A 22597-nucleotide genomic window follows, 5' to 3' on the forward strand; every position below is an offset into this window, starting at 1 on the left:
GTGTGGGGACAACGCCGACCCACGGCAAAGACGTCGTCGACCAGTTGCGGTTCACCCCCACGTGTGTGGGGACAACGGTGAATCCCTTGAGCTTGGGCGTCCACTTGTTCGGTTCACCCCCACGTGTGTGGGGACAACCGGCAGGGATCCCAAATGTGATAAGAGCCATGGCCGGTTCACCCCCACGTGTGTGGGGACAACTCTATCGCACCCGTCGGGCGGGGCTGTAGATGCGGTTCACCCCCACGTGTGTGGGGACAACGCCTAACGCCACACACAGACCCAAAACGCCACACGGTTCACCCCCACGTGTGTGGGGACAACTTCTACCGCATTAGCCTGCTGGGCCAGACGCTGCGGTTCACCCCCACGTGTGTGGGGACAACGATGGAACCTTTGTGTTTGACCCGGGTCTTGACGGTTCACCCCCACGTGTGTGGGGACAACCCAAGAAGGGATCCAGCAGCAGGTGGCCCAAGTCGGTTCACCCCCACGTGTGTGGGGACAACGGTAAACTCTCGCAGCTTCGGCGCCCACTTGTTCGGTTCACCCCCACGTGTGTGGGGACAACGTTCTACTGCGCTACAAGTTCCTCAAGGCCAGCACGGTTCACCCCCACGTGTGTGGGGACAACGCCGGATCCCCATCCCCAGGACGCAGCGCGCGTCGGTTCACCCCCACGTGTGTGGGGACAACGAACAAAGTCGCGGGCAATCCTCTCTCTTTCAAGCGGTTCACCCCCACGTGTGTGGGGACAACGCATCTGCTCTAGTTCTTGCAACAGCTCTTGTACGGTTCACCCCCACGTGTGTGGGGACAACGGGTTTGAGCAGGTGACGAAAGTTTCGTCATTTTCGGTTCACCCCCACGTGTGTGGGGACAACGCCTCTCTCCCACGGAGCGACGGCGGGACAGGATCGGTTCACCCCCACGTGTGTGGGGACAACGCCGGGAGGATGACGGCCAAGGGAACAAGAAGATCGGTTCACCCCCACGTGTGTGGGGACAACGACAAGTACGACAGAGCCATGACCACAGCATCTACGGTTCACCCCCACGTGTGTGGGGACAACTGGCTAGAGCACGCAACTCAGGGAGGATGGGATCCGGTTCACCCCCACGTGTGTGGGGACAACGCGATTCTTGGATCGGGATCCTGTGCCGCTATCGCGGTTCACCCCCACGTGTGTGGGGACAACGGTCTTCTCCACCTGAGGCGCCGGAGCTTCATACTGGTTCACCCCCACGTGTGTGGGGACAACCCCGAATACTCCAGATAATCCCTGCTTATACCGACGGTTCACCCCCACGTGTGTGGGGACAACGAGAACCTGACAGTGGAAGCACTAAAAGAGTGCGGTTCACCCCCACGTGTGTGGGGACAACCTCCCACTGCCTGCTCATGGTGCGCCCATCCTACTGGTTCACCCCCACGTGTGTGGGGACAACGTGGTGGATCCCCCTACAGTGCGCTGCCTGGTGCGGTTCACCCCCACGTGTGTGGGGACAACTGGACGATGGGCGTGTAGTCCAGCCTAGCTGACTCGGTTCACCCCCACGTGTGTGGGGACAACGGCCCTCAACAACCTGCCCTGGTGAGAGATTTACGGTTCACCCCCACGTGTGTGGGGACAACGACTTGCCGCGCCAGTCATAGCTATCGCCTAGGAGGTTCACCCCCACGTGTGTGGGGACAACTTGATAGCTACGCAGCAGCATGCACCAGGGATCCCGGTTCACCCCCACGTGTGTGGGGACAACGCCTTGGATGCGCACGCCTTCCAGGATGCTGCGCGGTTCACCCCCACGTGTGTGGGGACAACGTCACGCTGGCGGTGGCAGGTCTGGGACGGGAAGCGGTTCACCCCCACGTGTGTGGGGACAACGCTCAAACCTCTCAACCTCAAACCTCTCGAGGGCGGTTCACCCCCACGTGTGTGGGGACAACACTTCCAATTTTGCTGATTTTAGTAGGTTTTGACCAGCAGAACCCCTTCTATGTCTACTAGCTGCCGTGAGGGATCCCCGATGCTTTTAGCCCAAAATCCCTGCTCCGAGTTGGTGGAGTAGATCATTAGCGCTGAGCCATTGCCTATTTTGCTGGTCACTCGCGCCCACAGTTCTTCTCGAACCAGGGCTGAGACTCGACCGACAAACACCCCTGCTTTTACTTCAAACAGCCAGCGGCTCAGATCGCCCCTCAAGCTGGCTGGGACGCTTTCCAAGATAAAAACCACCATCAGACCGACGTTTCCTCATCTAATTCCTCTCCGTAGCTCACTCCTCCCTCAACAGATCCTTTCTTGTCATCCCAAAGGGATCCCACAAAGTCAGCCTCGTCCTTGGTATTTCTAAAACCTAGAATTGTGTCAACATCATCTACAATTCTTTGCATCAACCGATATTCTGCAAACTTCTCCCGACATAGTCGCCTGGTTCTCGACTCAAGATTTGAGTGTGCTTCGGATGCGGCCTTAAAAGCAGCAGGAATTGTAATCTCTGTCTTGTAGAGATCTGCGACATCATAAACGAAAGATAAGGGTTTGCCCACGTGAATAAACCCCAATGCAGTTGAGTAGCCCACAGCATTTAGGGCCGATTGACAAACAGAGTATAGACAGGCATTAGCAGCAGAAAGAGCTCTGTTAACCGGATCGGAGTGCTCCCATTTTTTGGGTTTGTAGTCTCGACCTCTCCATTTCACCCCCATTTCTTTGCTTAATCGATTGTAAACCGTTCGCACTCGCACCCCTTCTAGGCCGCGGATCTGCTCAAGAGTCAGTCCATCCTTCAAAGGTTCGGTAAATCGAAACGCATACATACGCCGAACCACTTCCAGGTGCTGAGCTGGATCTGCCCATAACTTGGCCTGGTGGTAGAGCCTTTCCACACTACTGGAAGGATGGGATCCACTGGCATAAAAGCGCAGTCCATCTTCACCAACCCACTGAACTGAACATAGGCCATCTGCCAAGTTCTTGATGGCGGCATGAGTAATTACAGCTCCGGGGCCTAGCATCAACGCTGTCAAACTGGCGCAAGGGATCACATACCTTCCATCTTCCTGCAAAACAGCAACAGCCCTGGCATCCTGTTCAATACGGCATCGTTCTACATAGACATAGCTAATGCTGTCTCGAACCTTTGGAATAGATCGTAGACTTGTCGTAACTGGCTTGTTCTCCATACAGATTCTCTTCTAAAAGGCAGAGTGGCTGATTTTACTCAAGGACAAGAGCCCACAGCCGTAAGAGCGGCCTCGTCCAATCCCTTGCTGCACCGCTTTAACCAAAGCCTCGGCATCGGTTACTCGCAATATGCCCTGGAACAACACAGTGTATATGCGGACTAGCCCAGGGATCTCCTTTTTGATCCCAAAGATGTTGGGCGATGGGATCCCTTCTGCAGCTAACACCTCAAATCCATGCCGCTGGCCCTGACGACATAACCACTCCAGTTGATCCGCAAAGCGAAAAAATCCGACAATCTTGTGGGTCTTCTTGTCTCGCTTGCTGGGATTTGCCCGCAGGCGAAACCGAAAGCACTTTCCCTTGGCCAGAACTTCTGCTGTCAGGTCAAAGGTTTTCACCTCTGGATCCCTTTGGACATAGCCCTTTGGCAGGCGAGACCAATCGGGTTGAATCGCAGACTGTACCAAAACAGTGTAGCCATCCGGTTCTTGACGATAGAGAATGCACCAATCAGATCGAGGAGTTTGGGTAGGCTGATCAGGAAAGCCATGCATAATTCGCTGATGCAAAGCATGAGAATTGCTGAGATCCCTTTGCACTAAGAGTTGTCGTTCGTTGAGAACTAGCCGGGAAAGATACATATTGCCTCCGGGAGTGCATAGTATTCTGTCTTAACGGCTCGACGACCGAAACGCCGCGGCTGCCAGCTCAAAGGCACATCCTGACGAATATCCAAGCTATCTGAGACTTCCAACACAAAACGAAGTTGAGATGGATGCTTCTCACGTCTGGAACACTCGTAAGGATGCTGGCGCAAAGCTTCCAGCAAAGGTTGCTCCACAACTCCTATTCGCACAGAGCGGCTTGGAATAAAGCTTTTTCGGCCCAAGAACAGTTGCCAGCGCGGTCTTTCAAGAGCCTGATCCAAAGCTCTGAGTAAATCGGGATCCCCTTCCAGTCCCACCAAGTAATCGCCATCTGCTACGTAGTAGCGCTCGCTGATGGTAGTTTTAGCCTTATTCCTATCGTGCATGTTGTTTTGCACCGTGTGGAAATCCTTGCGCAGGATCCCTTCTTTATTGACTCGCACCCCCATTTTGAGAGCAGCCAGATCACCGACAGGTTCCCAGCGAGGACGGCCCAGCGCGGCACAGAGGATCCCGATTACGGCAGACTTGGTGGGCTCACGACGGCTATCGCGATAGTCGAACTGGCTGTGGTCGCCCCAACTCATCATGGGAGCACGCAATCGCATTAGGAGCGTAGACATGGTTCTAACCCTCCTGACCGCTACCAACAACATCAAGAGCTTCAAGAGCTTTCTGTATAAGACTCTCAACAGAACCTTCCTGGCTGGGTTTGAGCACGCTTAATCTGCTGGACAGCCTATCGAGAGTGACAACCCCCCTATACTTCACATCAGATTCCCCATACATCTTGATAAGCTCTCCCCAGTGAGTATCCAGAGCCTTAACGGCATTTTCCAGCAAGCTCAATCCTGCTTTGGGAGCAACTGGATCTTCGAAAGCATCCACCAAGGAAATAGGCTGACCTTTCCGAACTACCAACATCACCAGTGCAGGCCGAGTGTGAGCCGCAAACCCATTTTGATGTCCGCTGGGAACAGCATGAACAAAGGCCGTAGCAAAAGCTTTGACAATGGATCCCAGATGCTCAGTTCCTCCCAAGTTATGAATCAACTGTTCTTTATCCAGAACAGCAAAGCGATAGTAAGTCGAGCTGTTATACCCAGTCTCACCCATGTGATCGGCTCCGGTATCGTCACTGCCACTCAGATCATCTACGGCTGTAAAGAAATCAAACTCTTGTTGCAAGACATTGACGCTAATTGCATGGGCCACTTGAACAGCAGCATCAACATTTACTGCAGGCAGCGAGGCCATCATACGACCAAACAAAGCCACGTCGCCCGGCTTGCCTGTATCGGTCAGAGCTCTTTCGATGGCTTTGGCAATCTCTTTGGGCAGCTCTCGATTATTCCCGGCTAGACCAGGAGAAACAACTCCCCAGTTTTTAACTAGGACATTGGCAATGGCCTCCAGCTCTGTATAACCTAAAAATAGAATTGTTTTTGTTTTACCGGGCTTTTTCGGGTCTTCCTCTGCTCCCAAATGCTTCAAGGCTAGCTTAGCTGCCAATTCAGCCTTCTCTTCAGAAATCTCTTTCTGGACAAGTAATGCTTTCAGGTTGGGCAGCCACAAACGAGAGCGACAAGCAAACTGATCTGCACTCACATCTGAGTATTGTTGATAATAAAGTCGCACCGCTCGTTTTTGGCACTGGCTAGAAATCCGCGCCCGAGGACGACCACCGAATACCGTAGACTTAGGCATTCCATTTTCATCTCGGTTGAGGTTGGCAGGGCAGAAACTTTGGATCAGGTGAATTTCCAGTCGCATGGTTTCTTTCTCTTTGTTTCGTTGCATGGTGACTTCTCCTTTGAGTTATGGGATCCGAAGATTCTCGATGATCTAGCTAGGAACGAAGCTGTTTTAGTTTGGCTTTCGCTTCTTACATATCGGTTTCGACCTCATCAATTGCCTCAGAAGTTGCATCGTCAACCTCCTTTTTCCCTTCAGATTCAGAAGAAGATATTTGCCAAAAGGTTCTAGCCCATCTGTCCTGAACAATTTGATTAGGATGATTCCATAAGCAAAGGTCAGCGATTAGCGTTGGGTAGTGGACGAAAATCTTCCTATCACTTTTGCTTTTCATTTGTCGCACCAAAGCTGTAATTGGGTATTGAATGTAGTCAAGCTCTGCCTCAAGAAGAGACTTAAATCTTTTCTCTGGGCCTTTGGAGGGTTCAGCGCTGTCTTGCAGTTCACGACAGCTTTTTGCAAAGTTTCTGGGGTCTGGCTCCACGTCTTGGTCATGGTAAACCGAGAGGCAAGCCACAAAAATCCAGATATCCTGTTGCCATTCGGGGATGCCTTCCAAATAGGGCAGTACAAAGGGGTAAACCTTCCACAAATGGTAAGCTTCGCCAGAGAGTGCCCGCTTAAAGGCGGCTCTTGTGCCGTTGTCGTTTTTGACGCGCTCCTGAATTGCTTGTAAAAACCTTGTTGCCCGCTCCAGTCGATTGTGTGATAAAGTCTGGACTCCGGTCATGACTTAGTCTCCTGCTTAGAAACAGCTTGCTCTTTCCTTTGATTTTTCTTTGTGGCTTTTTGGTTTTGGGCTTTCCTTTCCGTCGGGCTGAGGCGGAGATCTGCCAGTTTCCGCTCCAAAATCTGCAGGGCTGCGGCCCTAGCCTGGTAGTTGCGAATAGGTTCTATAGATTCGATAAAGGCTTGGAGGGCAGCAGTTTGGACGGTTTGAGTCCAGGCAGGTAAGGTCTTGGATCCGTAGCGAGTGATCCCATCAGATCCAGTTTGGCTATCTTGAGGCAAAGCATACAGCAGCTCTGGAAAGGCGCGATCGAGATCTGCCCAGTAACGAGATTCTCCATCTAGGGCATTGGCTAGTTTCTCGGGCTCCCCATTTTTGAGGACTTCTGCCATGGAAAAGTAGGGACTACCTTTGAAAGAGCGAAAAATTTGTTGATGACTCTCAGCAATTGCAATAGCACTTTTTAGGCTTTGTGCCAGTTCTAAGTCTGTAACAAATTGAATTGGAGCTGAGAATCGAACTGAGCTCCATCCCAGAGGTTTAGCCTGATCGGCACTCATGCCCAATATTTCAAATACAACTGTATCACTAATCATTTCTTCTGATCTGAGTTCAGCCAACCAATCTACAATCCGGGGACGAGTTTGCTTGTCAGCCGTCAAGAGAAAACTGTCCGCATCGCGCCACAACTGTCTGTGCAGAGATAGACGCACTGGCTTTCCTTCTCGATAGGCAATGCCACATTCCCACTGTCGAGCCTCTACATTATCGGGTAAGGAATTACCCATGGTGATGGCCAGTTGTTTCACTCGCCCCATCTCTGCAACCTCTAAAAATAGCCGCAGCCTCCGCCAGGGAAAAGTTAGATAGTGAATGTATCCTTTGGGAATCTCTTTTTTAGGTTGGCCACTGTAGCCAGTTTCAGTTTCCCAAGTAGGTAGATCTTCTCCAGATACCGCGCTGGGTATCTCATTCTCTGGACTGTACTGCATTAAATTTAACATCAGTGTCTCTTTTAAGCTCTTTCCCCTGAGGAGAACATTGGCAGCATTAATCGTTGGAGTGTTTACGGCAGATCGATTGCCGCTATCTTGCCCCACATAAAAAGCTCTTAGGCTGGTAATATCCACCCCCTGTAGGCGCACCAGCAGTCGAGCAGCTTCTGCTAAGGAAATGCTATAGCCACTCCATTCATGCTCATGAGAGAATACCTCAGATGTGCTCATAGTATGGATTGCGTAGACAGGTACAGCTTTTTCTAGAGTTAGAGCTGTATCCTGCATGAAAGGACGACTAGAATCAAGAAGGTCGAAACGATCTTGCTTACTTTGTAGATAGTCGATGACTTTCCGAGCATTGTCTTGAAAAATATCATTCCAGTGATCTGTATCCCTTGGCCCCTGATAGGCTTGATGCATAATTGCCAATAGGAAACGATAGAGTGCCAAGGTTGTAGGGGGATTATCTCCCCGAATTTCTCGTAAACTTTCCCACTGTTTAAATAATTCAATCAAAGACAGCTCCTGCATCTGAAAATCACGGTCAATCACAGGGATCCACTTTTCTGTTGTGAGGTTAAAGGATTGAGTTGTCATAGATTTCTCCCAGGGGCTAGCTGTTAATCTTCTCGATTGCGACTCCAAGCTTGGGATCCAACCGCAGTCGCCAGTTGTCCACTTGAGCCCACCCTTTGGCATTCAAAACAACATAGCGACAGTTGCGCAACAAGGCAGATGTCCAAGTTTTGGGGTTCTCTTGAGATCGCAGCTTCTTCACAAGTTCCCAGCTAGAGGAAATGCGGGCGCTGTAGGCCAGCAGCTTGCGAATCATAGCTAGACTAGGCTCTTTTTCGAGATCCACCTGCTCTTGAGTGCCAGGAAAAACTAAACCAGTCTCATCTTTTTGTAGGAAGATTGTTGCTACAGAAGGCTGGCCAAGCCGGGTGACGGCTGCGATGGTACTTTCGTCATCCTCTTTTTTCAGCCGAGTGAAGTGGTCAAGTTTTGCATCAGAATAGGGTGGTGGAATCTTCACCTCATTGGCCTGAGCTCTTTTGGCATCTTCCTCTTCAGTTTTATACTTTTCCAAAGAGGCAAGCCAATCCTCAGCATGAATTGTCTCCAGTTCTTCGGGGGCAGGTATTTCCAGATCATATACTGACTCGATCAGAGCATCGATTTCCTCAGGCAGTTGTACATGGTAGCGCTGTCGCAAAGCCAGCCAACTGCGCAGAAGAATGTGGCGATCGTAGATGTGTCCGCTTTCTTGAAAGTCAGCTTTGCCCTCGCCGGTTAAGGCTGGCTCTACAATCCATAAACAAGGGGCAGCCAACTCAGATGGCCGCTTGTCTCGTTGGTGGCGGTGCAGCCGCCCAGAGCGTTGTAAAAGAAGATCAACAGGAGCCAAATCGCTGATCATTAAGTCAAAGTCCACGTCTAGGCTTTGCTCAATAACCTGGGTTGCTACCAGAACGAATCGAGAAGGGCGGCAGTAGCCGTTTTTGCCAAACTTCTCCAGGCATTCTTTTTCAATCTCTTCTCGATCCTTGAACAAAAAGCGCCCGTGAAATAGGCCCAGCTCCTCTGGCGGAAAATGCTTCTGGAGACGCTGAAAAACTTCTTGGGCGCGATTCACTGTTGAGCAGATAACGGCAACGCATCCACCCGATTCAGACAGCACTTGCGAGAGTTCTTCAGGCCACCGATCATCTTTGACCCAACGGATCCCTAATTTTCGGCGCACATGATCTGAGGGTTTAAAAGGCTGAGCTAGGGCTTCTCCAGAGGCAAAAATCGTAATGCGGGGATAGCTGGCAGCAGGGAGATTGGGCGGGGGTTGATTGCAGCCTCTGGCGTAGGCAGCCAGTAGTCGCTGGCGGGTGCTGACAGGCAGGGTAGCGGAAAGGGCAATCACCGGGGATCCCAGTACTGCTGCCCATTCCAAAAACCGCTCCAGCAGGGTGCTCGTGTAGAGGTCGTAGGCGTGGATCTCGTCTAGGATAATCGTGCGCCCCGCCAAACCAAATAGGCGGACAAACTGGTGGCGTGCTTGTACTGCCCCCATCAAAGCTTGGTCAAGGGTGCCCACGCCGTAGGCACTGAGCAACGTCCGCTTGCGGGCCGTATGCCACTCGCTGGCGAAAACCCCCTTGCCCTCCTGGTCGCAAACCTGCTCTAGGCGACAGACGGTATCTAGGTAATCTTCTTTGAGAGCCGCTGCCCCATGGCTGAGGGTAAGGTTCACTACAGCATTGGGATAGCGCTTTTGCAAAAATGGCCTGACGCGCTCGAACATGGCATTGCTGGTCGCTTGGGTAGGCAAGCCAATGTAGAAACCGCCGGTTCCGGTTTGATGCTGCAGGTGATCTGCCAGGTAGAGCGCTGCTTCGGTTTTGCCTTCCCCCATTGAGGCTTCCACCATGACCAGACAGGGTGGGGCTAGCTTGTCCCTTAGGTCAATGGCTGCCATTTGCAGGGGTCGAGGCTTGGTGATGAAGTCGAAGAGCGTCTCAAAAGCAAGAGGGGCACCTGTGGTGGGCGCGACCCAACCTTGGGCTTTCAAGGCTTGTTGGGCTTTTTCGGCTAACCCTGGGGCATAAGCCTCAAAGGGTTCGTCGTTGGCGTAGGGGAAACTCTCAGAGTTGGAAGCAATCCAGTCGGAAACCGTTGTCAGGCCGGCTAACATCATGGCAGCAGCATTGTTGCAGCGGTCGGGGAGCTCCTCTGTCCTCAACCCAACAAAATCTCGCAATTGTCTAAAGATCTCCCGACGAAATGGGATCCAAACTCCTCGACCGACATCATCTGAGAAAAGACTTTGAATATCCTGGGATGTCGGAAAAAAGCCATGATGACCACCCACAATTTCTGCTAACCTTCGGGCCAGTTTCTTTTGCAGGCCAAGCTCTTCCAAAAAGCCGGGTAGGGTTGCAGCGGTAACAGTTCCATGAGGTGTTTCTTGTCCGGTAGTGGGATAGCTGCGCCACAGATCGTAGAGATTGGCTCCCACCAGGGCTTTTCCCACTTCGCTAACTTGAAATTGAAAAGCAGGACTGACTTTGCCCAGGTCATGACACCCAGCCATAAAGCCGCAGAAGCGCACCAAGGGATCCCCTTCCAGCCCCAAACCTGCCGATAGCTGCCGGCGAGCAACCGGGCTGAGGTACGTTTTCACGATCTCCATGGCCACGGCGGCTGTGTCCGCCAGGTGACAGAGGACTGGATGATACAGAGGTTGGCCATTGTCTCGGAACTGCCCCTGTCCGGTCTTGGCCCAAAACCGGGGTTCGTTCATGGGGATACCTCCTCGTCGATGTACTGCTGGCTCATATCGCGGATCTCCTGCCGCATCATGTCCACCAATTCCGGCGGATCCAACACTTTGGCCCCTCTGCCATAGCCCAATACCCAGCGCTTCACATCGTTCATCCCCCGCACCGTCATGCGCAGAATTAGGGATCCATCGGGCTGTTCTTCAATCACCTGGGTCGGATGCCAGCGCCGCTCCCGAATAAAGGGGGCTGTCTGGGCGTCAAACCAAATCCCCACCTGCCGAGGGATCCCACCCGCCTCATGTTGAAAAATCATCGCCATATGGGCTTTGGGATCAAAATTGGGATCGATCTCAAAAGTTTGCGGCAAGGTTTTGAGAGCCAGGATCCTGTCTACTCGAAACCAGCGCACTTCCTGTCTTTTGTGGCACCAGCCGATGACATAGGGATTCGTCCCCCGGTAGATGTGCAACAGATAGGGATCCAGCTCTCGTTCCGACACTTGATCGCCCCGACTGGCGGTGCGGTAGCGCATCCACACTCGCCTTTTTTCCCGACAGGCATCCTCCAACTGCTGCCAAATCTCCCAATCCAGATGGGTTTCTGCTCCTGCGCGAAAAATGAGCCGGTCATCGGCCACCTGCTGTAGATCCAGCCATTCCTGCTCTGGGAGCCGTTGAGCCAGCCGCCCAATCGCCGAGCGCAACTGTGGGGCATAGGCGGATCCCGCATAGGCTTCCAGCATTCTGGCCCCCAGTGTTAAGGCAAACAGTTCCCCTTTGGTGAGAGATATTGTCGGCAACCGCCATTCCAGATCGGTGTAGTGATATCCTTTTTCGCGGTTGGTTTTGATGGGAGCTTGAAAGCGGTCTTTCAAGAAGCTGATGTCCGCCCTAACCGTTCGTTCGCTCACTTCCAGAGCTTTGGCCAGCGAAGAGGCTGTCTGCCTCTGCCCGGAGCGCAGCAACATATCCAGCTTCAAAACCCGCTCTAGCTGACGTAGCATTGCTTACTTTGGTGAGGATGAGCGCATTCTAAACAACTCACCCGGCAAAAGCGCTTCCGACTTCTCTAAAGGTTTGCTGAAGATTGAAACCTTTTGGGCGCAGGGAGCAACCTGGATCCCGTCGGATGGAATCAGGGGGATCCCTCTGCAAGGTGGGAACGGCCACGGCGACGCTTCATCTGACTTGGCTGCGCAATTGCCGCAGGAGCCGCTCGAACTCCTCAGGAAGGGGGGCAGTAAAGTGCATCGGCTGGCCGCTGCGCGGGTGGATGAAGGAAAGTTTCCAAGCGTGAAGGGCTTGGCCGCTCAGTTTGACAGGGCTGGTTTTGCTCTGGGTGTAGAGGGGATCCCCGACAATCGGCAGGCGCAAATGGGCAGCATGAACCCGAATTTGATGGGTGCGCCCGGTCTCCAGCTCAAACTGCATCAGGGTGTAGTTGCCCAGCCGCTCCAACACTTGCCAGTGGGTTACCGCCACTCGCCCTTGGCCAGGGGTCAGGACGGCCATTTTCTGCCGATCCACCGGGTGCCTCCCAATGGGGGCAGAGACGGTGCCTTGGCTTTGGGCCGGCCGGCCAAACACCACCCCCAAGTAGATGCGCCGGGCGGTTTTGGCCTGGATCTGGGCTTGTAGGTGCTGGTGGGCCTGATCGTGTTTGGCAATCACCAGGGCACCAGTGGTGTCTTTGTCAAGGCGATGCACAATGCCCGGACGCTGTTCGCCGTTGATGCCCGACAGGCGGGGACAATGGGCCAGCAGCGCGTGAACCAGTGTGCCGCTGGGATGGCCGGGAGCCGGATGCACTACCAGATCGCGGGGTTTGTTGAGCACAATCAGGTCGTCATCTTCGTAGAGAATGTCCAGCGGGATCCGCTCCGGCTCCAGTCTCGAAGGGGTAACCGCCGGGATCCGCACCTCAATCCGATCCCCCGTTTGCAAGGCGCGATTTTTATCCAGGCAGGGCTTCCCATTCAGCCAAACCTGCCCCGCCCGAATGAGCTGTTGCAGGCGCGAGCGAGACAAATCGGGGAGTTGCTCCGCCAAGCCTCGATCCAGCCGGGATCCCTGCTGTTTCTCGGTTACCGTTACCTGTCGAACCTCCACCGGCAGATCCTGGTGGCTTTCCATGCCCGACCGATTTGCCCTGTTGCGGAAACTGTCTTTTTTCATTGTGGCAGTTTGTTATTTTTGCTTGAAGTAAAAAAGGGCAAAGATTTGTGGCAACTTCGCCGAGGCAGCTTTCCCAGAATCCTGTTTGGTTCATCCCCTTTTGAGCCCTTTCTTCCCGATTTTCTGGGCATCGCAGCCGGAGAAAAAACCTCAGTAGAGTGAGAGTAAAGCCCATCGGGAGAAGCCGGGCCGACTTCTGGCCCAGAGGGAGTCTTTCTCTCGCACGCAATCGTCCTGAGGATGTCACCACAACATCGATTTCTCGATTGCAGATTGCAATGGGCTCAATCGTCCGAGGACAAGGGGTTCAATTCGCACAGGGAGGTGAGGCATGTCGGATAGAGCAACCGTGGGATCCCGGCCTCAACAAGACCCTCAGTTCTTGTCAGAGCTGCCTTTGGTCTTGCCACTGACGGAGGTGGGGCTGAGAGATATCGCCCAGGTGGGCGGGAAAAATGCCTCTCTGGGGGAGATGCTCCAACAGTTGGCTCCACAAGGGATCCAGGTGCCCACAGGATTTGCCACCACGGCCCATGCGTATCGCCAGTTCATCGCCTCTGCGGGTTTGGAGGAAAAGCTGCGCGAGATCTTTCGGGATCTCGACATTGAAGACGTGAACAACCTGCGCCATCGCGGCAAGGCTGCCCGCACCTTAATTCTGCAGACTCCCTTTCCCCCTCAGCTAGAGCAGGCCATCACGGAAGCCTACCAGAAGCTGTGCGAGCGCTACGGCCCCGACACCGATGTGGCAGTGCGCTCCAGCGCCACGGCAGAAGACTTGCCGGATGCCAGCTTTGCCGGCCAGCAGGAGACCTACCTGAACGTGCATGGGGTGCGGGCGGTGCTCAACGCCTGCCACCACTGTTTTGCCAGCCTGTTTACCGACCGGGCCATTTCCTACCGCCAAATCAAGGGCTTTGACCACTTTCAAGTGGCCCTTTCGGTGGGGGTGCAGAAGATGGTGCGCTCCGACCTGGCCTGTTCGGGGGTGATGTTCTCCATCGACCCGGAAACCGGCTTCAAAGACGCAGTGCTCATCACCGCCGCCTATGGTCTGGGGGAAAACGTGGTGCAAGGGATCGTCAACCCCGACGAATACGTGGTGTTCAAACCTACCCTCAAGCGGGGCCTGCGACCCCTTCTCTCCCGCAAGCTGGGCAGCAAAGCCCTGAAGCTCGTCTACGACGAGGGGGGATCCCGTTCCACCAAAAACGTGGCTGTCCCCGAAAGCCTGCGCAAGCAATATGCCCTCAGGGATGAGGAAATCCTCAAATTGGCCCAGTGGGCCTGCTTGATCGAGGAGCACTACTCGGCACAGCGGGGCCATTTCACGCCGATGGACATCGAGTGGGCCAAAGATGGCCTCACCGGGGAGCTGTTTATCGTGCAGGCCCGCCCCGAAACGGTGCAATCGCAAAAAGCGGCCAACCGGCTGACCACCTATCGCTTCACCCAGCCGGAAGTGCGGCCCGAACCTCTGGTGCGGGGGCGGGCGGTGGGCGAGGCCATCGGCCAGGGTACAGCCCGCCTTATCTTGGATGTGCGCCGCTCGGATCAGTTCCAAGCTGGAGAGGTGCTGGTGACCGAGAAGACGGATCCCGACTGGGAGCCCATCATGAAGAAAGCCAGCGCCATCGTCACCAACCAGGGGGGCAGAACCTGCCATGCGGCCATCATCGCCCGCGAGCTGGGGATCCCGGCCATTGTTGGCTGCGGCAACGCCACCCAGGTGCTCAGCTCCGGCCAGCCCATCACCATTTCCTGCGCTGAAGGGGAAGAAGGGCGGGTCTACCCGGGCCTGTTGCCCTATGAGGTGACGGAGATCCCGCTGGAGGAGCTGCCCCGTCCCCGCACCCAGCTGATGATGAATGTGGGCAACCCAGAAAAAGCCTTCGGCCTCAGCGGGATCCCTTGCGATGGGGTCGGGCTGGCGCGGCTGGAGTTCATCATCGCCAACCACATTCAAGTCCACCCGCTGGCTTTGCTCAACTATGAGCAGGCGGTGAAGGAGGAGCCTCGCCTGGCGGAGCTGACCGCCCAATATCCCGATAAGCCTGAATACTTTGTGGATAAGCTGGCCCAAGGGGTGAGCACCATCGCCGCCGCCTTCTATCCCAAGCCGGTGATCGTGCGGCTGTCGGATTTCAAAAGCAACGAATATGCCCACCTGCTGGGGGGATCCCGCTACGAGCCCCACGAGGAAAACCCGATGATCGGCTGGCGGGGGGCTTCCCGCTACACGGATCCCCGCTACCGTGAGGGCTTTGCCTTGGAGTGTCGGGCCATGAAACGGGTGCGGGATGAGATGGGCCTGACCAACGTGATCTTGATGATCCCCTTCTGCCGCACGCCGGAAGAGGGGCACAAGGTGCTGGAAGAGATGGCCCGCCATGGCCTGGTGCGGGGAGAAAACGGTCTGCAGGTGTACGTGATGTGTGAATTGCCCAGCAACGTCATCCTGGCCGACGCGTTTTGCCAGATCTTCGACGGCTTCTCCATCGGCTCCAACGACCTCACCCAGCTCACTCTGGGCCTGGATCGCGACTCAGCCCTGGTGGCCCACCTTTTTGACGAGCGCAACGAGGCCGTCAGGCGGATGATCGCCCAGGTGATCCAGACGGTGAAAAGCCATGGCCGCAAGATCGGCATCTGCGGGCAGGCCCCCAGCGACTACCCCGACTTCGCCCGCTTCCTGGTGCAGGCGGGGATCGATTCCATCAGCCTCAACCCCGATTCCCTGTTGAAAACCCTGCTGGTGGTGGCCGAAGCAGAAGCGGCTGGCACCCGGTGAGCCCAAAGCCGGCCCAGAGACGTGCGCGGGGATCCCGTCTCCTGAGTTACAATCTCTTCTGCTGTGTTCCCATCCCCATCGATGATCCACGAACTCTCCATGCCGGCCCTCAGCTCCACCATGGAAACGGGCAAGATCGTCACCTGGCTTAAGAACCCCGGCGACCGCGTGGAGAAAGGAGAAAACATCCTGGTGGTGGAGTCCGACAAAGCGGACATGGACGTGGAGTCCTTCCACAGCGGCATCCTGGCCAGCATCCTCATTCCGGCAGGAGCATCGGCCCCGGTGGGCGCGCCCATCGCCCTGATTGCCGAAAGCGAGGCAGAAGTGGCCCAGGCCCAGGAAAAAGCCAAGGCCCTCTCTGCCGGAGCTGCCCCTGTGGCACCCCCTCCCGCAGCTCCATCAGCCAGCCCTGCTCCTGCTCCCACCCCTGCCCCCCAAAATGGATCGGGATCCCAGCGGATCGTGGCTTCTCCACGGGCGAAAAAACTGGCGGAGAGCCTGGGGATCGATCTGCGCACCGTGCGCGGCTCTGGCCCCAATGGTCGCATCGTCGCTGAAGACGTGGAGCGAGCTGCGGCCCTTTCCGCTCCTGCAGTGGCTGCCCCCTCTGCTCCAGCCCCCGCGCCTCCAACTCCTGTGGCTGTCCCCTTGGGAGAGACAGTTCCCCTCAGCACCCTACAAGCGGCGGTGGTGCGCAACATGAACGCCAGCCTTGGCGTGCCGGTGTTCCACGTGGGCTACACTATCACCACCGATAGCCTGGATCACCTCTACCAACAGGTGAAGCCCAAAGGAGTCACCCTGACGGCCCTCTTGGTCAAAGCCGTGGCCATGACCCTGGAGAAGCACCCCCTTCTGAATGCCAGCTACACAGAAGGCGGGATCCACTACAAAGCCGATATCAACATCGCGGTGGCGGTGGCCATGGAGGATGGCGGGCTGATCACCCCTGTCCTAAAGCAAGCCAACCGGCTGGATCTGTATGAGATCTCCCGCCGCTGGAAGGATCTGGTGGAGCGGGCGCGGCGTAAGCAACTGCAGCCAGAGGAGTACACCAGCGGCACCTTCACCCTCTCCAACCTGGGCATGTTTGGGGTGGATCGCTTCGATGCCATTTTGCCGCCCAACCAGGGATCCATTTTGGCCATCGGCGCTTCTCGCCCCACGGTAGTAGCGACACCGGAAAAAGCGATTGCCATCCGCTCCCAGATGCAAGTGAACCTTACCTGTGATCACCGCGTCATCTACGGGGCTCATGCGGCGGCTTTCCTGCAGGATCTGGCCCAGTTGTTAGAACAAAATGTGGGATCCCTGACGTTGTAGCAAGCCCACCCGGCGATTCAGTAGGGGGTAATAATCCCCCTCGGTCGTGGGGAAAGAGTTGCCTCTGTAGGGTTAACCTCGGGATCCGACTCAGGCTCTTCTGGGGCAGGCATTTCTCGGCGCACCTCTTGGTCTTGTACCACCTGAAAAATCAGGGTAAAGGGGCGACCTACCTCCGCCGCCACAAATTCCTCCAGCAAAGTCACCTGCCTGGGGGTAACCGGCTCGTCTGCTCGTACCGACAGCACTACTTCTGGGGGATTGACCACCCAGTTAAACTCGCTGCGCAATAGGGTTACCCGTTGGAAGGTGATGGTTCTGTTTAGCAAGGCGGTTCGTAGCGCCCATTCCAACCGAGATTGATACAGCAGTTGAGTCATACTGGCTGCCAGCGGCACCAGCAACACCATCACCAAACCGAACATCCACACCAATCCAGAACGGGCCTTGTGCAAGGGGGCGTAGCCCATCAGCAAAAACGTAACCATGCAAGCCAGGGCAATCCCCAACAGGTTGGTGGAATAGAGCAGGGTTGCTCCTAGGCTGATCTCCCACTCGGCATGGGCCAGTCCCAAACCAATCACACACACCGGCAGCATTAAGGCCACAGCAATCGCAACCCCTGCCAAACTGTCGGCGATCTCTTTGCGCACCCTAGCAAAAGCGCCAATTCCCCCTGCTGCTAGCGCCACTCCCAAATCCAACAGGTTGGGTTGAGTGCGGGCCAAAATTTCGCTGCCCCAATTGGGAAGACCTACCCACCACCCCAGCAGGAAAGACACCCCCACCCCAATACCAGTTCCCACGGTCAAAGACAGGATGCCTGTACGAAACAAGACCACATTCCCATCTAAAGCCCCCATGGCCATGCCGCGAATCGGCAGCATCAAAGGAGCCACGATCATCGCCCCAATGATCACGGCCGGGCTATTGGCCAGTAACCCCAACGTGGCAATCACACAGGAGCCGAGCACCAACATCAAGTAGTTCAGGCTGAGGCGAGACTCCCGCATCAATCCCACCATCAACTCGGCATATTCTTCTGGAGTGACCAGTGGTGGCCGCCAGCGGAGAGGCTGTGGCCAACCCTGGGGTGAGGGAACCAAGCCGGTTTCTGAGCTGCTGCTAGTAGAAGGAGGGATCCTGTTCATATCCATGATTGGGTTCCCGGTCTTGGGTCTCCTTGGCGGTGTCAGGAACACACCAGCCTCGGGCTTTCAGCAGTCTAACTTGGTGGAGAGCCGCTACTCAGGATCCCCCTTTGGGAGAGTGGCGCATCAAATCTTGTACGGCCTCGGCATGGTAAGAGCTGCGGGTGAGAGGGGAGGACACCACCTGCAAAAAGCCCAGCTCTTCCCCCACCCGTCGCCAATGGTCGAACTCTTCGGGGGGAACGTAGCGCTCCACCGGCAGGTGTTTGGGGCTGGGCGCCAGGTATTGGCCGAGCGTGAGGATGTCACAACCCACCCGGCGCAGATCCCGCATCACCTGCAAGATCTCCTCGGCTGTCTCTCCCAGACCCAACATCACCCCCGACTTGGTGTACAGGCCGGGATCCCATTGCCGTGCCAACTCCAACAGTTTGAGGGAGCGCTCGTAGTTCCCTTGCGGGCGTACACGGCGATAGAGGCGGGGCACCGTTTCGGTATTGTGGTTGAGCACCGTCGGTCGGGCTGCCAGGATCTGCTGCAGCGCCTGCCAGTTACCGCACAGATCTGGGATCAGGACTTCGATGGTCGTCTGGGGCATGCGGCGGCGGATTTCCGCAATGCAGGCCACAAACTGGCTGGCTCCCCCATCGGGCAGGTCGTCCCGATTCACTGATGTAATTACCGCATGGCGCAATCCCAAGCGTTCCACTGCTTCTGCCACCCGCAGGGGTTCAGTGGCATCCAGGGGCAGAGGGCGTTTGGTGAAGTCGATATCGCAGTAGGGGCAGGCGCGGGTACAGGCCGGGCCCATGATCAAAAAGGTGGCGGTGCCGTTGGCAAAACACTCCCCCAGGTTGGGACAGGAAGCTTCTTCGCAAACCGTGTTCAGGCCCAAGTCCCGCAGCAGTTGCTGGACGGATCCCACCCGTTGAGGGGCCTTGGCCCGCAGCCAGGAGGGTTTGCCGCCAGGAGAAGAAGAAACAACGGTCAAAGAAGTGCTCCAGCACAAAACAGCAGCGACGGTATCACTCAGCTTAGCCTGCCATTTGGCCCCGTTGGAATTTGGACAAAGCCAATTTCCCGGCCCAATTGATCCCTGCCGCCTCGGAAGCACGACCCAAAACGCGGCATACTGGAAAGCAAATGTCGAGCGATAGGGATCCCACATGGTTGTTGCTGCTCCTCCCTCTCTGGAACAACTTGCCATCAACACGATTCGCTTTTTGGCGGTGGATGCTGTTCAGAAGGCCAACTCCGGCCACCCCGGCCTACCGATGGGAGCAGCACCCATGGCCTATGTGCTGTGGCAGCAGTTCATGAAGTTCAACCCCCGCAACCCCAAGTGGGTGGATCGGGATCGCTTTGTGCTCTCGGCGGGGCACGGCTGCATGCTGCAGTACGCGCTGCTGCACCTGACCGGCTTTGATGTGAGCCTAGAGGACATCAAGCAGTTTCGCCAGTGGGGATCCAAAACCCCCGGCCACCCGGAAAACTTTGAAACTCCGGGGGTAGAGGTCACCACCGGCCCGCTGGGGCAAGGGGTGGGTAACGCGGTTGGGCTGGCGATTGCCGAGGCCCATCTGGCCGCCCGCTTCAACAAGCCCGGCCACACCATTGTGGATCACTACACCTACGTGATCTTGGGGGATGGCTGCAACATGGAGGGGGTGGCTTCCGAAGCAGCTTCTTTGGCCGGCCACCTGCAACTGGGCAAGCTGATCATGCTCTACGACAGCAACCACATCTCCATCGACGGCAGCACAGAAATCGCCTTTACGGAAGATGTGGGCAAACGCTATGAAGCCTACGGCTGGCACGTGCAAAAGGTAGACGACGGCAACCACGACCTGAAGGGGATCGCCGAGGCCATCCAAAAAGCCAAGGAAGTCACCAACAAGCCTTCTTTGATCATTGTCGAGACCACCATCGGCTACGGATCCCCCAACAAGGCCGGCAGCGAGAGCGTCCATGGGGCACCCCTGGGGCCGGAAGAGGTGAAGCTCACCAAACAAAACCTGGGTTGGCCTCTGGAGCCGGAGTTTTACATTCCCGACGAGGTGCTGGCCCACTTCCGCCAGGCCATCGAAAAAGGGGCCAAGGCCGAGGCCGAGTGGAACGAGCGCTTCGCCGCCTACGAGAAGGCTTACCCCGAAGAGGCCGCCGAGTTCAAGCGCATCATGGCCGGGGAGCTGCCGGTGGGCTGGAAAGAAGCGCTGGCCCCCATTGCCGAAACCGGCAGAGAATCCACCCGCAACCTCTCCAAGTTTTGTCTGAATGCCTTGGCCAAAGCGGTGCCGGAACTGCTGGGGGGATCCGCAGATCTCGCCCACTCCAACATGACTTATCTAAAGGGGATCCCAGAGTTTCAGGCTGGATCTTACGAGGGGCGCAACTTCCGCTTTGGGGTGCGGGAACACGGCATGGGAGCCATTGCCAACGGCATGGCGCTTCATGGAGGTCTCATCCCTTACGACGCCACCTTTTTGATCTTCACCGACTACATGCGGCCTGCCATCCGCCTATCGGCCCTCTCGCAGGTGCGGGTGCTGCACGTCATGACCCACGACTCCGTCGCCTTGGGGGAAGATGGCCCCACTCACCAGCCGGTGGAAACTTTGGCCTCCCTGCGGGCCATTCCCAATCTCTATGTGCTGCGCCCGGCAGATGCCCGCGAAACGGTGGGATCCTACCAGGTGGCCCTAGAAGCCAAGACCACCCCTTCTGTGCTGGTGTTTACCCGGCAAGCCGTCAACCCGGTGGAGGGCACCTCTGTTGAAGGCGTAGCCAAAGGGGCCTATGTGGTGGTGGATGCCCCCAATCCAGAGCTGATCTTGATCGCCACCGGCTCTGAACTGGAGCTGGCGGTGAAAGCTGCAGCCCAACTGAAGCAGGAAGGCCGGGCCGTGCGGGTGGTCTCTATGCCCTGTATGGAGCTGTTTGAGGCCCAGCCCCAGAGCTACCGCGATTCCGTTCTGCCCCCCAACGTCACCAAGCGCGTCTCCGTCGAGGCAGGCTGCACCTTCGGCTGGCACAAGTACCTGGGGTTTGAGGGGGTGGCCATTGGCATCGATCGCTTTGGCGCTTCCGCCCCCGGCCCGGTGTGTATGGAGAAGTTCGGCTTCACGGTGGAGAACGTGCTCAACACTGCCCGCCGGCTGCTGGGCTGAGGGCACTTTACCCCTTCCTCGGCGCTTTCAAGGGGCTCAGCAGGGATCCCTTCTCTGCTGGGCTTTTTTCCCTGTTGAGCCTGCTGCCCAGCGGCGTGACCCGGACAGGCGTAGCGAACCTCGCATCAACCAATCAGCAGGACTTCCAAAGCATCCGGATCTGCTTCTTTCTGTAGGGCAGCCATGGCGGAGAACGCAGTCGAGGGCGGCTTCCTGCCCCGCAGACAACACCTTTGCCTTGAGGACATCTTCAACCATGGCGGGGATGATCCTTGAAGGCAAGTTGGAAGTCGAGCAGGCTGCCACCATCGCCTTGAAATCGCCTTGAAGAAGAAACTTTGGCTTCCGCCGCCGTGCTGAGGTGCTTGTGCCGGCTGCAGACACAAACAGCTTTGCCTACTGTTTGCCTACTGTAGGAACCCCGCCAGTAAAATCACCGCGGCTCCCACGGCAGCCAAAATCGTCAGCGCCCGGCCCGCGTCGGCACTGCCCTTCCACGAGAAGTTTTTCTCCGACTTTTTCGGTTCTGCTGGCATGGCCATGCCTCCCTTTGCATTGCCAACTCTAACTTAACTTCCCCCCCACGGGATCTTAGCTGGTTGGGGCATACCCTGGAAAAAACAGCAGCCATCTGGCCCGGCCAGCCGTTTTTGGGAACAATACAAGCAGGCAAGGGATCCAACTCCCACCAGTCTGGAAGCACATCCTGAGGCGAAAGCCATGAGCTATGCAGAACGGAGCAAAAGAATGGTTTTGACGTTGGCGACTCTGCTGGGCGGCTGGGTTGGCGGAGGGTTGTTGCAGGGATCCCTCTGGGTTGCCGCTCAGCCTACCTTTCAGACAGTGCCGTTGCCGCGCTTACCGGTGGGTGTCGATCAATTGGTTTTTGATCGCCCAGTGGCCCGCTTTAACCCCAACCTACCTGCCGAGCTGGTGATCCGCAATCGCACAGGTCTGCCTTTGGAATACGGCTTTACCGATCCCCGTCAGAAGGTCTCGGAACTGCCTGCCGGCGAAACGTTGCGCCTGAGCAACCTGCTGATCCCCAACTGCATGGCCATCAACACGCCGATGTTGGCTCCTGTGGGCTACCAGGTGAGCGTGGATCCCTTGAATGTGATCACCGTAGAGGTGCGGCTGGTCAACGATGTCTCCGGCGATCATTGCCTCGATCTGCAAGAGACAGGGGCTATTTTTGTGAATTGATATCAATAAACTGACATAAATCGATCGGCGATCGGCGGTCACGACACAAGTTAGTTGATCAAAGGGATCCCTTACATCCTCACCTACAGTCATCTTCTGGCCTTTGCCAGGATGGACATGGGATCCCACACGGTAGATGGCAGTTGACTTTGCCCGGTTTTGACGCTGGGATTGAGTCTATTGGAG

Annotated in this window: 17 protein-coding genes and 1 CRISPR repeat array; of the genes, 4 read left to right on the forward strand and 13 right to left on the reverse strand. The window is 56.1% G+C overall.

The genetic code is table 11. From position 1 onward, the window contains the following. Window positions 1-47: 47 nt before the first annotated feature. A CRISPR array of direct repeats spans window positions 48-1948; the repeat unit is 29 nt; unit sequence CGGTTCACCCCCACGTGTGTGGGGACAAC. A gap of 19 nt (window positions 1949-1967) precedes the next feature. From cas2e to NW849_RS04810, 10 genes are all read right to left on the reverse strand, one after another. Further along, window positions 1968-2240, reverse strand: coding sequence for a type I-E CRISPR-associated endoribonuclease Cas2e (cas2e, locus tag NW849_RS04765; RefSeq protein WP_414356224.1), 273 nt, complete (start codon window positions 2238-2240; stop codon window positions 1968-1970). Further along, entirely contained in the window at window positions 2240-3187 is a 948-nt protein-coding gene (cas1e, locus tag NW849_RS04770) for a type I-E CRISPR-associated endonuclease Cas1e (RefSeq protein ID WP_414356226.1), read from the reverse strand. Before cas1e ends, cas2e begins: the two co-directional genes overlap by 1 nt. A 12-nt stretch (window positions 3188-3199) precedes the next feature. Next, window positions 3200-3832, reverse strand: a complete 633-nt coding sequence (gene cas6e, locus NW849_RS04775; RefSeq protein ID WP_414356228.1) for a type I-E CRISPR-associated protein Cas6/Cse3/CasE — start codon at window positions 3830-3832, stop codon at window positions 3200-3202. Next, window positions 3814-4461 carry a type I-E CRISPR-associated protein Cas5/CasD gene (cas5e, locus tag NW849_RS04780; protein ID WP_414356230.1) on the reverse strand — a complete coding sequence of 216 codons (648 nt, stop codon included), beginning with the start codon at window positions 4459-4461 and terminating at the stop codon, window positions 3814-3816. Before cas5e ends, cas6e begins: the two co-directional genes overlap by 19 nt. 4 nt (window positions 4462-4465) lie before the next feature. Continuing rightward, a complete protein-coding gene (cas7e, locus tag NW849_RS04785; RefSeq protein ID WP_414356233.1) occupies window positions 4466-5638 on the reverse strand; it encodes a type I-E CRISPR-associated protein Cas7/Cse4/CasC in 1173 nt (390 codons plus the stop codon). Window positions 5639-5723: 85 nt separating this feature from the next. Then, entirely contained in the window at window positions 5724-6323 is a 600-nt protein-coding gene (gene casB, locus NW849_RS04790) for a type I-E CRISPR-associated protein Cse2/CasB (protein WP_414356235.1), read from the reverse strand. Continuing rightward, a complete protein-coding gene (gene casA / locus NW849_RS04795) occupies window positions 6320-7918 on the reverse strand; it encodes a type I-E CRISPR-associated protein Cse1/CasA (protein ID WP_414356238.1) in 1599 nt (532 codons plus the stop codon). The genes casB and casA overlap by 4 nt, the downstream gene beginning before the upstream one ends. Window positions 7919-7934: 16 nt before the next feature. Then, window positions 7935-10616, reverse strand: coding sequence for a CRISPR-associated helicase Cas3' (cas3, locus tag NW849_RS04800; protein ID WP_414356240.1), 2682 nt, complete (start codon window positions 10614-10616; stop codon window positions 7935-7937). Continuing rightward, window positions 10613-11599 (reverse strand): helix-turn-helix transcriptional regulator, encoded by a 987-nt coding sequence (locus NW849_RS04805; protein WP_414356242.1) that lies wholly within the window; start codon window positions 11597-11599, stop codon window positions 10613-10615. The genes cas3 and NW849_RS04805 overlap by 4 nt, the downstream gene beginning before the upstream one ends. A gap of 175 nt (window positions 11600-11774) precedes the next feature. Further along, window positions 11775-12728 (reverse strand): RluA family pseudouridine synthase, encoded by a 954-nt coding sequence (locus NW849_RS04810; protein WP_414356244.1) that lies wholly within the window; start codon window positions 12726-12728, stop codon window positions 11775-11777. Window positions 12729-13101: 373 nt separating this feature from the next. Here NW849_RS04810 and ppsA point away from each other — a divergent pair, with 373 nt between their 5' ends. Further along, on the forward strand, window positions 13102-15561 hold the full coding sequence (ppsA, locus tag NW849_RS04815) for a phosphoenolpyruvate synthase (protein ID WP_414356246.1): 2460 nt from the start codon (window positions 13102-13104) through the stop codon (window positions 15559-15561). Between the two features lie 81 nt (window positions 15562-15642). Continuing rightward, window positions 15643-16887 carry a dihydrolipoamide acetyltransferase family protein gene (locus NW849_RS04820; protein WP_414356248.1) on the forward strand — a complete coding sequence of 415 codons (1245 nt, stop codon included), beginning with the start codon at window positions 15643-15645 and terminating at the stop codon, window positions 16885-16887. Window positions 16888-16904: 17 nt separating this feature from the next. Here the strand turns inward: NW849_RS04820 and NW849_RS04825 are convergent, their stop codons facing one another. Beyond that, window positions 16905-18044, reverse strand: coding sequence for a DUF389 domain-containing protein (locus tag NW849_RS04825; protein WP_414356250.1), 1140 nt, complete (start codon window positions 18042-18044; stop codon window positions 16905-16907). Window positions 18045-18135: 91 nt separating this feature from the next. After that, entirely contained in the window at window positions 18136-19029 is an 894-nt protein-coding gene (gene lipA / locus NW849_RS04830) for a lipoyl synthase (RefSeq protein WP_414356252.1), read from the reverse strand. 175 nt (window positions 19030-19204) lie between these two features. Here lipA and tkt point away from each other — a divergent pair, with 175 nt between their 5' ends. Continuing rightward, window positions 19205-21205, forward strand: a complete 2001-nt coding sequence (tkt, locus tag NW849_RS04835) for a transketolase (RefSeq protein ID WP_414356253.1) — start codon at window positions 19205-19207, stop codon at window positions 21203-21205. 407 nt (window positions 21206-21612) lie between these two features. Here tkt and NW849_RS04840 read toward each other — a convergent pair whose 3' ends face one another. Then, window positions 21613-21741, reverse strand: a complete 129-nt coding sequence (locus NW849_RS04840) for a hypothetical protein (RefSeq protein WP_011432750.1) — start codon at window positions 21739-21741, stop codon at window positions 21613-21615. A gap of 211 nt (window positions 21742-21952) precedes the next feature. Here NW849_RS04840 and NW849_RS04845 point away from each other — a divergent pair, with 211 nt between their 5' ends. Further along, on the forward strand, window positions 21953-22411 hold the full coding sequence (locus NW849_RS04845) for a hypothetical protein (RefSeq protein WP_414356255.1): 459 nt from the start codon (window positions 21953-21955) through the stop codon (window positions 22409-22411). Window positions 22412-22597: the final 186 nt, after the last annotated feature.

The sequence above is a fragment of the Synechococcus sp. R55.3 genome (assembly GCF_047461975.1).
Lineage (GTDB): Bacteria > Cyanobacteriota > Cyanobacteriia > Thermostichales > Thermostichaceae > Thermostichus.

Excerpts from the sequence above, each read along its gene's own strand:
- cas2e (WP_414356224.1), bottom strand. The coding sequence starts at position 2,240 with ATGGTGGTTTTTATCTTGGAAAGCGTCCCAGCCAGCTTGAGGGGCGAT.
- cas1e (WP_414356226.1), bottom strand. The coding sequence starts at position 3,187 with ATGGAGAACAAGCCAGTTACGACAAGTCTACGATCTATTCCAAAGGTT.
- cas6e (WP_414356228.1), bottom strand. The coding sequence starts at position 3,832 with ATGTATCTTTCCCGGCTAGTTCTCAACGAACGACAACTCTTAGTGCAA.
- cas5e (WP_414356230.1), bottom strand. The coding sequence starts at position 4,461 with ATGTCTACGCTCCTAATGCGATTGCGTGCTCCCATGATGAGTTGGGGC.
- cas7e (WP_414356233.1), bottom strand. The coding sequence starts at position 5,638 with ATGCAACGAAACAAAGAGAAAGAAACCATGCGACTGGAAATTCACCTG.
- casB (WP_414356235.1), bottom strand. The coding sequence starts at position 6,323 with ATGACCGGAGTCCAGACTTTATCACACAATCGACTGGAGCGGGCAACA.
- casA (WP_414356238.1), bottom strand. The coding sequence starts at position 7,918 with ATGACAACTCAATCCTTTAACCTCACAACAGAAAAGTGGATCCCTGTG.
- cas3 (WP_414356240.1), bottom strand. The coding sequence starts at position 10,616 with ATGAACGAACCCCGGTTTTGGGCCAAGACCGGACAGGGGCAGTTCCGA.
- NW849_RS04805 (WP_414356242.1), bottom strand. The coding sequence starts at position 11,599 with ATGCTACGTCAGCTAGAGCGGGTTTTGAAGCTGGATATGTTGCTGCGC.
- NW849_RS04810 (WP_414356244.1), bottom strand. The coding sequence starts at position 12,728 with ATGGAAAGCCACCAGGATCTGCCGGTGGAGGTTCGACAGGTAACGGTA.
- ppsA (WP_414356246.1), top strand. The coding sequence starts at position 13,102 with ATGTCGGATAGAGCAACCGTGGGATCCCGGCCTCAACAAGACCCTCAG.
- NW849_RS04820 (WP_414356248.1), top strand. The coding sequence starts at position 15,643 with ATGATCCACGAACTCTCCATGCCGGCCCTCAGCTCCACCATGGAAACG.
- NW849_RS04825 (WP_414356250.1), bottom strand. The coding sequence starts at position 18,044 with ATGGATATGAACAGGATCCCTCCTTCTACTAGCAGCAGCTCAGAAACC.
- tkt (WP_414356253.1), top strand. The coding sequence starts at position 19,205 with ATGGTTGTTGCTGCTCCTCCCTCTCTGGAACAACTTGCCATCAACACG.
- NW849_RS04840 (WP_011432750.1), bottom strand. The coding sequence starts at position 21,741 with ATGCCAGCAGAACCGAAAAAGTCGGAGAAAAACTTCTCGTGGAAGGGC.
- NW849_RS04845 (WP_414356255.1), top strand. The coding sequence starts at position 21,953 with ATGGTTTTGACGTTGGCGACTCTGCTGGGCGGCTGGGTTGGCGGAGGG.